This window comes from Streptomyces sp. NPDC086777, from assembly GCF_040702065.1.
Taxonomy (GTDB): Bacteria; Actinomycetota; Actinomycetes; order Streptomycetales; family Streptomycetaceae; genus Streptomyces.
The window spans coordinates 126,259-138,726 of sequence record NZ_JBFBJI010000006.1 but is presented as its reverse complement, the minus strand read 5'-3'; the positions used below and the strand labels follow the sequence as shown (position 1 = coordinate 138,726).

Annotated in this window: 14 protein-coding genes and 1 pseudogene; 9 read left to right on the top strand and 6 right to left on the bottom strand. The window is 70.6% G+C overall.

Annotation, left to right across the window (positions count from 1 at the left end):
• Positions 1–47 precede the first annotated feature (47 nt).
• From AB0472_RS11160 to AB0472_RS11150, 3 genes and pseudogenes are all read left to right on the top strand, one after another.
• Positions 48–419: a DUF6000 family protein gene (locus AB0472_RS11160; RefSeq protein WP_366355404.1), complete on the top strand. Its 372-nt coding sequence runs from the start codon at positions 48–50 to the stop codon at positions 417–419.
• Positions 368–661 (top strand): hypothetical protein, encoded by a 294-nt coding sequence (locus AB0472_RS11155; protein ID WP_366355403.1) that lies wholly within the window; start codon positions 368–370, stop codon positions 659–661. The genes AB0472_RS11160 and AB0472_RS11155 overlap by 52 nt, the downstream gene beginning before the upstream one ends.
• A gap of 9 nt (positions 662–670) precedes the next feature.
• Positions 671–847, top strand: a pseudogene (locus AB0472_RS11150) (site-specific integrase); the annotation flags it as partial.
• A gap of 111 nt (positions 848–958) precedes the next feature.
• Here the strand turns inward: AB0472_RS11150 and ychF are convergent.
• Positions 959–2,047, bottom strand: a complete 1,089-nt coding sequence (gene ychF, locus AB0472_RS11145; RefSeq protein WP_366355401.1) for a redox-regulated ATPase YchF — start codon at positions 2,045–2,047, stop codon at positions 959–961.
• A gap of 335 nt (positions 2,048–2,382) precedes the next feature.
• Between ychF and AB0472_RS11140 the strand changes: the two genes are divergently transcribed.
• Positions 2,383–2,796, top strand: a complete 414-nt coding sequence (locus AB0472_RS11140) for a DUF6542 domain-containing protein (protein WP_366355399.1) — start codon at positions 2,383–2,385, stop codon at positions 2,794–2,796.
• A gap of 64 nt (positions 2,797–2,860) precedes the next feature.
• On the opposite strand, the gene ppgK is transcribed toward AB0472_RS11140, so the two are convergent.
• Together ppgK and AB0472_RS11130 are read right to left on the bottom strand one after the other, a co-directional pair.
• A complete protein-coding gene (gene ppgK / locus AB0472_RS11135) occupies positions 2,861–3,610 on the bottom strand; it encodes a polyphosphate--glucose phosphotransferase (protein ID WP_366355397.1) in 750 nt (249 codons plus the stop codon).
• Between the two features lie 76 nt (positions 3,611–3,686).
• A complete protein-coding gene (locus tag AB0472_RS11130; protein WP_366355396.1) occupies positions 3,687–4,700 on the bottom strand; it encodes a 4-hydroxy-3-methylbut-2-enyl diphosphate reductase in 1,014 nt (337 codons plus the stop codon).
• Positions 4,701–5,004: 304 nt separating this feature from the next.
• Between AB0472_RS11130 and xseA the strand changes: the two genes are divergently transcribed.
• The 3 genes from xseA (at position 5,005) to AB0472_RS11115 (ending at position 7,234) form a co-directional block, all read left to right on the top strand.
• Positions 5,005–6,213 carry an exodeoxyribonuclease VII large subunit gene (xseA, locus tag AB0472_RS11125; protein WP_366355394.1) on the top strand — a complete coding sequence of 403 codons (1,209 nt, stop codon included), beginning with the start codon at positions 5,005–5,007 and terminating at the stop codon, positions 6,211–6,213.
• 35 nt (positions 6,214–6,248) lie between these two features.
• The gene (locus tag AB0472_RS11120) at positions 6,249–6,485 is read left to right on the top strand and encodes an exodeoxyribonuclease VII small subunit (RefSeq protein WP_366355392.1); all 237 of its coding nucleotides are present in this window, start codon (positions 6,249–6,251) and stop codon (positions 6,483–6,485) included.
• Positions 6,486–6,640: 155 nt separating this feature from the next.
• A complete protein-coding gene (locus tag AB0472_RS11115; protein ID WP_366355391.1) occupies positions 6,641–7,234 on the top strand; it encodes a malonic semialdehyde reductase in 594 nt (197 codons plus the stop codon).
• An 87-nt stretch (positions 7,235–7,321) separates the two neighbouring features.
• Here the strand turns inward: AB0472_RS11115 and AB0472_RS11110 are convergent, their stop codons facing one another.
• Positions 7,322–7,846: a DUF4245 domain-containing protein gene (locus AB0472_RS11110; protein WP_366355390.1), complete on the bottom strand. Its 525-nt coding sequence runs from the start codon at positions 7,844–7,846 to the stop codon at positions 7,322–7,324.
• Between the two features lie 126 nt (positions 7,847–7,972).
• Between AB0472_RS11110 and glpX the strand changes: the two genes are divergently transcribed.
• A complete protein-coding gene (gene glpX / locus AB0472_RS11105) occupies positions 7,973–9,010 on the top strand; it encodes a class II fructose-bisphosphatase (RefSeq protein ID WP_093499329.1) in 1,038 nt (345 codons plus the stop codon).
• 141 nt (positions 9,011–9,151) lie between these two features.
• On the opposite strand, the gene AB0472_RS11100 is transcribed toward glpX, so the two are convergent.
• Both AB0472_RS11100 and AB0472_RS11095 read right to left on the bottom strand, forming a co-directional pair.
• Entirely contained in the window at positions 9,152–9,535 is a 384-nt protein-coding gene (locus AB0472_RS11100) for a WhiB family transcriptional regulator (protein ID WP_366355388.1), read from the bottom strand.
• Between the two features lie 153 nt (positions 9,536–9,688).
• Positions 9,689–10,390, bottom strand: coding sequence for a DUF1707 domain-containing protein (locus AB0472_RS11095; protein WP_366355386.1), 702 nt, complete (start codon positions 10,388–10,390; stop codon positions 9,689–9,691).
• A gap of 181 nt (positions 10,391–10,571) precedes the next feature.
• Between AB0472_RS11095 and AB0472_RS11090 the strand changes: the two genes are divergently transcribed.
• Entirely contained in the window at positions 10,572–12,242 is a 1,671-nt protein-coding gene (locus AB0472_RS11090; RefSeq protein ID WP_366355385.1) for a fumarate hydratase, read from the top strand.
• The last annotated feature ends 226 nt before the right edge of the window (positions 12,243–12,468 follow it).

The window sequence follows — 12,468 nt, the reverse complement described above, 5'->3', positions numbered from 1 at the left end:
ACCGCCTGCCACCCGCCGCCCGCCAGGGCGCGCCCGCCCCGCCACTGGTGCCGCGGGCAGGCGCCAGGGTCCGTCAGGCCGACGGACCCGGGCGCTTCGCTGTTCGAAGCCCCTACGAATGGCGCTCGCGCCTCACCGCCGCCTGGCTGATCGGTGTCGACCGGCGCGCGAGCTTCCGCGAACGCCTCGGCGACTTCCTCCTCGCCGGCGAGGTCTGCCAGTCCGGCAGCGCCTTCTGTTTCGCCCTGGCCCGCCTCGGCACCCACGCCGACGCCGAGATCCTCACCGCCCGCCTCGACCACTACTTCCCCCGCACGGACCTGAGATCGTCCGACTGCGCTGCGAACGGCCCAAGACGGAGGCACACATGGAGACAGCCCTGGTCAGTCGTCTGGAAGAGGCGGCGGATCGTTTTGTGATCCCCCTGCGCATGAACGGGGGGGTCGACGAGCAGGCGTTCCTTCGGCTGCTGGAGGAGATCGATCGCTGTGGAACGGCTTGGAGGGAAGAAACTCACGTGCCGAAGCGCGCGGCGTTGATCCTGGCTGAGATCCACCCAGCGATCGAGGCTTGCGCCTGGCTGTACGAAGGAGACATGCGTCAGCGGGTCCAGGAGGCGGGGCCGGCAGTGTCCGAGGCTGTGACCGCTGCTCTGGACTGAGCGCCTCCCCAGCACGGCGAGTCCGTGAAGACCGTCTCCGAGCGCCTCGGCCACCCCGACGCGGCCATGACGCTGAACATGTACACCCACCTGCGGCCCGACTCCGAGGAGCGGACCCGGACCACCGTGGCCAAGACGTACGCGAACCGCCCTGCGGACGGCGAGACGGCGGTCGACAAAGCGGCGTATCCGCTCCCCCGCGTGCCGGACTCATCCAGCGCGCTGTGGACCATGTGCGGACCGCAAAGGCCGCCCAACCCGTTCCGCCGCAGGTCAGACGGCCCTTCGCCGAACGTATTAGACGTTGAAGCGGAACTCCACCACGTCCCCGTCCTGCATCACGTAGTCCTTGCCCTCCATGCGGGCCTTGCCCTTGGCGCGGGCCTCGGCCACCGAGCCGGTTTCGACGAGGTCGGTGTAGGAGATGACCTCGGCCTTGATGAAGCCCTTCTGGAAGTCGGTGTGGATCACGCCGGCCGCCTCGGGGGCCGTGGCGCCCTTCTTGATGGTCCAGGCGCGGGATTCCTTGGGGCCGGCCGTGAGGTAGGTCTGGAGGCCGAGGGTGTCGAAGCCGACGCGGGCGAGGGTGGCGAGGCCGGGCTCCTCGGCGCCCACCGACTCCAGCAGCTCCAGGGCGTCCTCCTCGTCGAGTTCGGCGAGGTCCTGCTCCAGCTTGGCGTTGAGGAAGATCGCCTCGGCGGGGGCGACCAGGGCGCGCTGCTCGGTCTTGAAGTCCTCGTCGACCAGTTCGTCCTCGTCGACGTTGAAGACGTAGAGGAACGGCTTGGTGGTGAGCAGGTGCAGGTCGTGCAGGAGCTCGGCGCGCTCCGAGCCCTGGAGGATGCCGTGGGCGAAGAGCGTGTCGCCCTTCTCCAGGATCTCCTTGGCCTCCTCGACCGCCTTGACCTTGGGGGCCACGTCCTTCTTGATGCGCGACTCCTTCTGGAGACGCGGCAGGACCTTCTCGATGGTCTGGAGGTCGGCGAGGATCAGCTCGGTGTTGATCGTCTCGATGTCGTCCTTCGGCGAGACCTTGCCGTCGACGTGCACGACGTTCTCGTCCTTGAAGGCGCGGATGACCTGGCAGATCGCGTCGGACTCACGGATGTTCGCGAGGAACTTGTTGCCCAGGCCCTCGCCCTCGGAGGCGCCGCGCACGATGCCCGCGATGTCTACGAAGTCGACCGTGGCCGGGAGGATGCGCTCCGACTTGAAGATCGACGCCAGCTTGGCCAGACGGGCGTCGGGGACGCCGACGACACCCACGTTGGGCTCGATCGTGGCGAACGGGTAGTTGGCCGCGAGCACGTCGTTCTTGGTCAGGGCGTTGAACAGGGTCGACTTGCCGACATTCGGCAGGCCGACGATTCCGATCGTGAGCGACACGTTGCGACTTCCCGTAGTGAGTGGGTGAGTGAGCCGGGGGGCTGCCAGTGCCGGCGGGCCGGCCGATCCACCAGTTTACGGGGTTCGGGGCACCCTGCCGGCGGCCGCGTCGAACACGTGGCCAAGGGCCGCTCTTCGGCTTGGTTTCGGCGTGTCTGGGCGGCGACTGGGCACATAAACCGACCTAGGTTGGTCCGGTGGAGCATCACAGGACCCGACCCCGACAGCCCGGACCGCGTCGTGGCGGTCCCCGTCCGCCGCTGCCTCCGCAGGCGAGACCACGGCCGGGGACGGCAGGGCGCCGGCCCGCTCCGGGAAGGCCGCGTCCGGCACCGGTGACGCAGCCCGCGCGGCTGCCGAACCCACGGCTCACGGGGCTCGGCTGCGGCCTCTTCTGCATGGTCGCGATGCTCGCGCTCGGCTTCCTGGACGACCTGCTCCTCGGGGCGTCCCTGACCGTGTACGGCGTGCTGTCCCTGTTGGTGTCCGCGCTGGCCGCGCTGTGGGTGCGCGGGGGCGACCTGCTGACCGCTCCCGTCGTCATCCCGATCGCCTTCGCCGTCGGCCTGCCGACCGTCGCCGACGACGGCGGCGGTGGTTTCCTGGGCTCGGTGATGGGCCTGGTGACGGCCCTGTCCACGCAGGCCGGCTGGCTCTACGGGGGGACGCTGATCGCCGGGGTGATCGTCATCGTCCGCCGGATCCGGATGATCCGGACGGCCCGGGCGGTCCGGCGCCGCCGGACCTGACCCCGGCAGGCGGGCCGGGGTCGGGGTGCCGCGAGGCCGCGAGGCCGCGGCGCCGGAGTACCGCCTACTTGGCGTGGTGCGTCGCGCGCATCGCCGCGCCCACGATGCCGGCGTTGTTCTGCAGCTGGGCCGGGACGATCTCGGCCTTGATGCCCTCGATGTACGGCAGGAACTTGTCGGCCTTGCGGCTCACCCCGCCGCCGATGATGAACAGGCCCGGGGAGAAGAGCATCTCGACGTGCGCCAGGTACTTGTTGACCCGGCGGGCCCAGTGCTCCCAGGTCAGGTCGCCGTCCTCCTTGGCCTTGCTGGAGGCCTTCTTCTCGGCGTCGTGGCCGTCCAGCTCCAGGTGGCCCAACTCGGTGTTGGGGACCAGCTCGCCGTCGACGAACAGGGCGCTGCCGATACCGGTGCCGAAGGTGAGCAGGAGGACGACACCCTTGCGGTCCCGGCCGGCGCCGAACTCCATCTCGGCCACGCCCGCCGCGTCCGCGTCGTTGACCACGGTCACCGGGAGACCGCCGAGCCGCTCGCTGAACAGCGTGCGCGCGTCGGTGTCGATCCAGCTCTTGTCGACGTTCGCCGCCGTACGGATGTGGGTGCCGTCGGTGATCACCCCGGGGAAGGTGAGGCCGACCGGGCCGCTCCACCCGAAGTGGTCGACGACCTGCTTGACCCCGTCGGCGACGCCGTCCGGCGTCGCCGGGTGCGGGGTGAGCACCTTGCACCGCTCCTGGGCCAGGTCGCCCTTGTCCAGGTCCACGGGAGCACCCTTGATCCCGGAACCACCGATGTCCACGCCGAAGATCTGCATGGCTCCACGTTACGTGGTACGACTGACAGTCACGACGTCGGACGGGCCCCCGGTCACACAGTCGTACGGACGTCGGTCACGCGCCGGCGCCGGTGCCGCCGCGTTCGGCGACCAGGGTGGCCGCCTCTTCGCGCAGGTCACGCCGGAGTTCCTTGGGGAGCGAGAAGGTGATGGACTCCTCGGCCGCCTTGACGATCTCGACGTCGCCGTAGCCGCGCTCGGCGAGCCACTCCAGGACCTGCTCGACCAGCACCTCGGGTACGGAGGCACCGGAGGTGACGCCGACGGTGGTCACGCCCTCCAGCCACGCCTCGTCGATCTCGGCGGCGAAGTCGACCAGGTACGCGTCGCGGGAGCCGGCCAGCTTGGCGACCTCGACCAGGCGCTTGGAGTTGGAGGAGTTGCGGGAGCCGACCACGATGACCAGCTCGGCCTCGGCGCCCATCTGCTTCACGGCGAGCTGGCGGTTCTGCGTGGCGTAGCAGATGTCGTCGCTGGGCGGCGAGATGAGCTGCGGGAACTTCTCCTTGAGGGCGTCGACGGTCTCCATCGTCTCGTCGACGGAGAGGGTGGTCTGGGAGAGCCAGACGACCTTGGACTCGTCGCGGACCTCGACCTTGGCGACGTCCGCCGGGCCGTCGACCAGCTGGATGTGGTCGGGGGCCTCGCCGGAGGTGCCGATGACCTCCTCGTGGCCCTCGTGGCCGATCAGGAGGATGTCGTAGTCGTCGTTCGCGAAGCGGACGGCTTCCTTGTGGACCTTGGTGACCAGCGGGCAGGTCGCGTCGATGGTGGCGAGGCGGCCGCGCTCGGCCTCCTCGTGGACGACGGGGGCGACGCCGTGCGCGGAGAACATCACGATGTTCCCCGGCGGGACCTCCTCGGTCCGTTCGACGAAGATCGCGCCCTTCTTCTCCAGGGTCTGCACGACGTACTTGTTGTGGACGATCTCGTGCCGGACATAGATCGGGGCCCCGTACTGCTCCAGGGCCTTCTCGACGGCGATCACGGCGCGGTCCACACCCGCGCAGTAGCCACGGGGGGCGGCGAGCAGGACACGGCGGCCAGGCGAAGCAGTCATGGCACCCATCGTAAGGCCGCGTTCGGGGGTGGAAGATCTCCTCCGGGTGACCATCCCGGGGAGACCGGCGGAAGACACCGGGGGCGGCGATCGCGGTCGCGGTGATCGTGGCGGCCTCCGGGGCGGCACAGGTGGTGGGGCGGTGTGGCCGGGGGTGGGCGGTGTGGCCGGGGGTGCGGCGGTGTGTCCGGGGGCGGGGCCGGCGGTGCTGGTCGTGCGGCGCCGCCGGGCCCCGTCGCGGCCCGAACGGCCTCGTCCGCGGTGTCCGGACGGGCTGGAGGGCGCTGTCGGTGTGCGCCGTTACTCTCGGCGCATGGCTTTGAACACGTCCGCTGAAGCTCCCGTCCCCGTCGGCGAGATCTCCCGGCTCATCGGGGGGTGGATCGACCGGCTCGGGGCCGTCTGGGTCGAGGGGCAGATCACGCAGCTGTCGCGGCGGCCGGGGGCGGGGGTCGTGTTCCTGACGTTGCGGGACCCGTCGTACGACATCTCGATCGGCGTGACGTGTTTCCGGCAGGTGTTCGACGCCGTGGCCGACGTGGTCGGCGAGGGGGCGCGGGTCGTCGTACACGCGAAGCCCGAGTGGTACGCCCCGCGTGGGCAGCTGTCCCTGCGGGCCGTCGAGATACGGCCGGTGGGGGTCGGGGAGCTACTGGCCCGGCTGGAGATGCTCAAGAAGGCGCTGGCCGCGGAAGGGCTGTTCGCCGCCGGGCGGAAGAAGCCGTTGCCGTTCCTGCCGCAGCTGGTCGGCCTGGTGTGCGGGCGGGCCTCGGCCGCCGAGCGGGACGTGCTGGAGAACGCCCGGCACCGGTGGCCCGCGGTGCGGTTCGAGGTGCGCAACGTGCCGGTGCAGGGCGTGCACGCGGTGCCGCAGGTCGTGCAGGCCGTGAAGGAGCTGGACGCGATCGAGGAGGTGGATGTGATCATCGTCGCGCGCGGTGGCGGCAGCGTGGAGGATCTGCTGCCGTTCTCCGACGAGCAGCTGGTGCGGGCGGTAGCGGAGTGCCGTACGCCGGTCGTCTCCGCCATCGGGCACGAGCCCGACAACCCGTTGCTCGACTACGTCGCCGATCTGCGCGCCTCCACCCCCACCGACGCGGCCAAGAAGGTCGTCCCGGACGTGGGGGAAGAGGCGGAACGGGTGCGGATGCTGCGGGACCGGGGGCGGCGGTGCGTCGAGGCGCTGGTGGCGCGTGAGGAGCGGGGACTGGCCAACGCGCTGGCGCGGCCGGCCATGGAGGACCCGCACCGGATGGTCGACGAGCGGGCCGATCACGTCGCCTCGCTGGTGGACCGTTCGCGGCGCACCGTCGGGCATCTGCTCGACCGCGCCGACTCCGAGCTGACGCACACGCACGCGCGCGTGGTGGCCCTCTCCCCGGCCGCCACGCTGAAGCGCGGTTACGCGGTGCTGCAGAAGGGCGACGGCCACGTGGTGCGCGACGGCGCGGAGGTGGAGCCGGGCGAGGCGCTGCGGGCGCGGGTCGCCGAGGGTGAGTTCACGGTGCGGGTGGACGGCTAGTCCATGCCGTACGGGCGGATGAGAGAGGTGTGTGCATGAGCGGCAGGGCCGAGGAGACGCTCTCCTACGAGCAGGCGCGGGACGAGCTGATCGAGACCGTGCGGCGGCTGGAGGCCGGCGGGACGAGCCTTGAGGAGTCGCTGGCGCTCTGGGAGCGGGGCGAGGAGCTGGCCAGGGTGTGCCGGCGGTGGCTGGAGGGAGCGCGGGCCCGGCTGGACGCGGCACTGGCCGAGGAGGAGGACGAGGAGGAAGAGGCCGGCGCGGAGGGCTGAGCGCGGGGCCGTCGGCGGTGCCGGTGTGAGGCGGATCACCGAGCGAGGCCGGGGCTTTGTTGAAACTTGAACCTTCCTGGCGTATCGTCGTGCCGTCAGCCTATCCGGACCACGGTCCGGATTTGAACGCGATGCGACCCCCAGGAAGTTCAACCATGTCTCTCGTTCTCGACCCCGCCGCTCAGGACCTGCTGTTCCGTGAGGCCCGCACCGCCAACACCTTCACCGACGAGCCGGTGACCGACGAGCAGGTGCAGGCGATCTACGACCTGGTCAAGTACGGTCCGACCTCCATGAACCAGTCGCCGCTGCGCGTGGTGCTGGTCCGCTCCCCCGAGGCCCGCGAGCGCCTCGTGCAGCACATGGCCGAGGGCAACCAGAAGAAGACCGCCACCGCCCCGCTGGTCGCGATCCTCGCCGCGGACAACGAGTTCCACGAGGAGCTGCCGGAGCTCTTCCCGCACTTCGAGGGCGCCAAGGCCATGTTCGACGGCGCCGGCCGCGAGGCCCGTGAGAATAACGCCGCCCTGAACGCCGCCCTGCAGGCCGCCTACTTCATCATCGGCATCCGCGCCGCCGGTCTCGCCGCCGGCCCGATGACCGGTGTCGACTTCGCGGGCATCCAGAAGGAGTTCCTGGACGACGACCACACCCCGTTCGTGGTCATCAACATCGGCAAGCCGGGCCCGGACGCCTGGTTCCCGCGCTCCCCGCGCCTGGCCTACGACGACGTCGTCACGACCGTCTGAGCCCCCCGCGGACCGTCTCTCCGCAGACACCGCAGAGGCCCCCGGCAACGGCGCCGGGGGCCTCTCGCGTGCGCGTCGCGCCGTCCGTCAGGACAGCTTCAGGGCCGCCGCCATCTTCGTCAGCTCGGTGAAGGAGGCGGTGCCGGCCACGACCGTGGTGGAGCCGGTGGTGCCGTCCAGCACCAGCGCGTCGTAGCGGCCGCCGGTGTAGTGCGTCCAGGTGCGGTCGCCGATCTTCTCGGTCGTCCTCGTGGCCGACGCACCCTGGCTGGCGTCGTCGATGAAGTCCGCGCGCTTCTGAGTCGACTGCTCGATCTGGACGTACTGACCGTCAGGGGTCTGGTAGCCGAGGTGCCAGCGGTCCCCCGCCTCGCCCTGGAAGCGGACCGAGGTCGCCTTCCAGGCGCCGGGCAGGCCCTGCGGTGCGGCCACCGGGTAGCTCGCCGCACGCCGTGCCGTCAGCAGCTCGACCCGGTAGTCGACCCGCTGGATGTCGGGAGCGTGATCGTCGTGCGGGACGAGCAGGTAGATGAAGCCCGCCGCGAGGCCGATCAGGGCCAGGGAGAGAATCATGTCCCGGACCGTCTTCTGCTTGCCGTTCGTGCCTGCCACGCCCCCTATCGTCGCAGGTGCCCGCTGCGCTCATCCGTGGGGTCCCCTGCTCATTCTGTCAGCCTGGCGATAGAGTCGACAGGCGACCCTCATCCGGCCGTCGTCGTATCAGAAAGGTGCGCTCCGATGACCGAGAATCATCATCATCTGCCGTCCGAACTCGATGTTCCCTCCGAGGCCCCCGACCGCAACCTCGCCCTGGAGCTGGTCCGGGTGACCGAGGCCGCCGCGATGGCCGCGGGACGCTGGGTCGGCCGCGGCGACAAGAACGGCGCCGACGGCGCCGCGGTGCGCGCGATGCGGACCCTCGTCTCCACCGTGTCGATGAACGGCGTGGTCGTCATCGGCGAGGGCGAGAAGGACGAGGCCCCGATGCTCTTCAACGGCGAGCGCATCGGCGACGGCACCGGACCCGAGGTCGACATCGCCGTCGACCCGATCGACGGGACGACGCTGACCGCCAAGGGCATGCCCAACGCGATCGCCGTACTGGCCGCCGCCGAGCGCGGGGCCATGTTCGACCCGTCCGCCGTGTTCTACATGGACAAGCTGGTCACGGGCCCGGAGGCGGCGGACTTCGTCGACATCGACGCGCCCGTCTCCGTCAACATCCGGCGGGTCGCCAAGGCGAAGCGGGCCACCCCGGAGGACGTGACCGTCGTCATCCTCGACCGGCCACGGCACGAAGGGATCATCAAGGAGATCCGGGAGGCCGGCGCGCGCATCAAGCTGATCTCCGACGGTGACGTCGCCGGGTCGATCTACGCGCTGCGCGAGGGCACGGGCGTCGACATGCTGCTCGGGATCGGCGGCACGCCCGAGGGCATCATCTCGGCCTGCGCGGTGAAGTGCCTGGGCGGGACCATCCAGGGCAAGCTGTGGCCCAAGGACGACGAGGAACGGCAGCGGGCGATCGACGCCGGGCACGACCTGGACCGGGTCCTGACCACCGAGGACCTGGTGACCGGGGAGAACGTGTTCTTCGTCGCGACCGGGATCACCGACGGGGAGCTGCTGCGGGGGGTGCGGTACCGGTCGGAGACCGCGCTGACCGAGTCCATCGTGATGCGCTCGAAGTCGGGGACGGTACGGCGGATCGACTCCGAGCACCGGCTGCGCAAGCTGCGGGCGTACAGCACGGTGGATTTCGACCGGCCGAAGTGACGCGGCCGCGGCCGGAGGCTGCGGCGCACCGGCGAGTGCGGGTGCGTTGTGGCTGGTCGGGCGGTTTCCCGCGCCCCTTGCGGGCGCGCTGCCCCTGAGGCAAGCCGGAAGGCGCCCCCTGTGCGGAGAGGGCGCCTTCTGTCAGCCCGCCTGCGCTATGCGGCTCGCCGCCGTCGCTCGTGCCGCCTTCTTCAGTTCCATCTCGCGGCGCCTGCGGCGGGCCAGGACCACGCGGCGCTCCGCCGCCGTGAGGCCGCCCCACACACCGTAGGGCTCGGGCTGGAGCAGCGCGTGTTCGCGGCACTCGACCATCACAGGGCAGCGGGCACAGACCCGCTTGGCCGCCTCCTCGCGGGACAGCCGGGCGGCGGTGGGTTCCTTGGAGGGTGCGAAGAACAGGCCGGCCTCGTCGCGCCGGCACACCGCCTCGGTGTGCCAGGGTGCGTCTTGGTCCCTGTCCCGCACTGGCACCCGCTGGGCCGGAACGGCAGCTACCTGCAGGGACGAATGCGGCGGTTGCAGCACGGGTCTACTCCTGACGACGGCTTCGCGAGCGAGAGACGATGCAGCAAGGCCTACCCGCTGTGCGCGGGCCTATGCACAGCGTTCTCAACAGCCGTAGCCCGTAGGCTTGTTCACGACCCCTGGGGTCGCTGGGCCAGGAGTGATTCGCGACCGTCAACGGTCCAGGTGTTTGCGCAACTTCCGGTCGACCTTGTCCTGAACCCGGTCCAGGATGTCCGCGATGAGCTTTCCGCGCTTGGGCCGCGCCTCCACGTTGCCGAGGACGGCCCAGCCGTCGACATAGACGACCGGCGCGTCGGAGTCGACCGAATCCAGCGTGTCCGCCTCGAAGTTGCCGAGCACGCCGCCCCCGGTGCCGCGCAGCGACACGTTCTCCGGGACGCGGATCTGGATGTCACCGAAGACCGAGACGGCCTTGATGACGACCTGCTGGTACTCGAAGATCGCCTCGGTGAGGTCCAGCTCGATGGAGCCGAAGACCGCGTAGGCGTGCAGCCGGCGGCCGGCCCGCCAGCGGCCGCGGCGGCGGGCGCTGCTGAAGACGGCGACCACGTTGCTGTCCGCCTCGACGGGGATGGCGCCGGGCGTCGGCCGCGGCGGCACCGGTGTGTAGGCGGGGGCGGCCGGGCGCGCGTGGGCCGCGGGCAGGTCCCGTATGAAGACCTCCAGCTCGCCCACCGTCTTGGCGTTCAGCACCCCCTCCACGCGCTCGGCGTGCTCGTCCGCGGTCAGGCGCCCCTCGGCGAGGGCCTCCCGCAGGATGTCGGCGATGCGGTCGCGGTCGGCGTCCGAGGCGCGCAGCTCGGCCACCGGCGCTCCGGCCCGCTCCTGAGGGGTCTGCTTCTGAAGGTCCACGGCAGCAGCGTACCGAAACGCGATAGATCGCGACTACCCCTCGTCGCGACCTGTGGAAAACCCGTACGGTTCCCGAACTGAGCCTTACCTCACAGGCTCCCCGTCGGCGGCAGGTTCTACGCTGGACAGCGCCCGCCAGCGTCGGCGGGCGGCCGTCCGTCAGAGTGAGGAATGGGCTGAGATGCCTGAGTTCGCGTATACCGATCTGCTCCCCCAGGGCGAGGACACCACCCCGTACCGGCTGGTGACCTCGGAGGGTGTGTCCACCGTCGAGGGACCGGACGGGCGGACGTTCCTCAAGGTGGAGCCGGAGGCGCTGCGCAAGCTCGCCGAGGAGGCGATCCACGACATCCAGCACTACCTGCGCCCGGCCCACCTCGCCCAGCTCCGCCGGATCGTCGACGACCCCGAGGCGTCGGGCAACGACAAGTTCGTCGCGCTCGACCTGCTGAAGAACGCGAACATCGCGGCGGCCGGCGTGCTGCCCATGTGCCAGGACACCGGCACGGCGATCGTCATGGGCAAGCGCGGGCAGAACGTGCTGACCGAGGGCGGCGACGAGGCGGCGCTGAGCCGCGGCATCTACGACGCGTACCTGAACCTCAACCTGCGCTACTCGCAGATGGCTCCGCTCACCATGTGGGAGGAGAAGAACACGGGGTCGAACCTGCCGGCCCAGATCGAGCTGTACGCCACCGACGGCGGCGCCTACAAGTTCCTCTTCATGGCGAAGGGCGGCGGCTCGGCCAACAAGTCGTTCCTGTACCAGGAGACGAAGGCCGTGCTCAACGAGGCCTCCATGATGAAGTTCCTGGAGGAGAAGATCCGTTCGCTCGGCACGGCCGCCTGCCCGCCGTACCACCTGGCGATCGTGGTGGGCGGCACCAGCGCCGAGTTCGCGCTGAAGACCGCCAAGTACGCCTCCGCGCACTACCTCGACGAGATCCCGGCCGAGGGCTCGGAGCTCGGGCACGGCTTCCGGGACAAGGACCTGGAGCAGAAGGTCTTCGAGCTGACGCAGAAGATCGGCATCGGCGCGCAGTTCGGCGGCAAGTACTTCTGCCACGACGTGCGGGTGGTGCGGCTGCCGCGGCACGGCGCGTCCTGCCCGGTCGCCATCGCGGTCTCCTGCTCCGCCGACCGGCAGGCGGTCGCGAAGATCACCGCCGAGGGCGTGTTCCTGGAGCAGCTGGAGACGGACCCGGCGCGGTTCCTGCCGGAGACGACGGACGAGCACCTGGACGACTCCTCGGACGTGGTGCGGATCGACCTCAACCAGCCGATGGACACGATCCTCGCCGAGCTGACCAAGTACCCGGTCAAGACGCGGCTCTCGCTCACCGGCCCGCTGGTCGTGGCGCGCGACATCGCGCACGCCAAGATCAAGGAGCGGCTGGACGCGGGCGAGGAGATGCCGCAGTACCTGAAGGACCACCCGGTGTACTACGCGGGGCCCGCGAAGACGCCCGAGGGGTACGCCTCCGGGTCCTTCGGTCCTACGACGGCCGGGCGCATGGACTCCTACGTGGAGCAGTTCCAGGCCGCCGGGGGCTCCAAGGTGATGCTCGCCAAGGGGAACCGCAGCAAGCAGGTCACCGACGCGTGCGAGGCGCACGGCGGGTTCTATCTCGGCTCCATCGGGGGGCCGGCCGCGCGGCTCGCCCAGGACTGCATCAAGAAGGTCGAGGTCGTCGAGTACGAGGAGCTCGGCATGGAGGCGGTCTGGAAGATCGAGGTCGAGGACTTCCCCGCGTTCGTCGTCGTGGACGACAAGGGCAACGACTTCTTCCAGGACCCGGCGCCGGCTCCGACGTTCACCTCGATCCCGGTCCGGGGGCCGGGGCTGGCGTAGTACGGCCGGTGCGGCGGGGGAGGATGTCGCCCCCGCCGCCCCTACCCGTCCCGTCCCGCCAGGGGGTGGGCCCCCTGCGACCGCCCGTTCCGGGGGCTGCCGCCCCCGGACCCCCCATCGGCCTCCGGCCTCGTCCTCGAACGCCGGACGGGCTGGAGAGTGGGGGTGCGGGCCGGTCGTCGTCGGCACACACCGGACGGCCTGGATCCGGTACCGACCGGCCTCC

Coding starts and splice junctions, on each gene's coding strand:
- AB0472_RS11155 (WP_366355403.1), top strand. CDS start 368: ATGGAGACAGCCCTGGTCAGTCGTCTGGAAGAGGCGGCGGATCGTTTT.
- ppgK (WP_366355397.1), bottom strand. CDS start 3,610: ATGCAGATCTTCGGCGTGGACATCGGTGGTTCCGGGATCAAGGGTGCT.
- AB0472_RS11130 (WP_366355396.1), bottom strand. CDS start 4,700: ATGGGTGCCATGACTGCTTCGCCTGGCCGCCGTGTCCTGCTCGCCGCC.
- xseA (WP_366355394.1), top strand. CDS start 5,005: ATGGCTTTGAACACGTCCGCTGAAGCTCCCGTCCCCGTCGGCGAGATC.
- AB0472_RS11120 (WP_366355392.1), top strand. CDS start 6,249: ATGAGCGGCAGGGCCGAGGAGACGCTCTCCTACGAGCAGGCGCGGGAC.
- AB0472_RS11115 (WP_366355391.1), top strand. CDS start 6,641: ATGTCTCTCGTTCTCGACCCCGCCGCTCAGGACCTGCTGTTCCGTGAG.
- glpX (WP_093499329.1), top strand. CDS start 7,973: ATGACCGAGAATCATCATCATCTGCCGTCCGAACTCGATGTTCCCTCC.
- AB0472_RS11090 (WP_366355385.1), top strand. CDS start 10,572: ATGCCTGAGTTCGCGTATACCGATCTGCTCCCCCAGGGCGAGGACACC.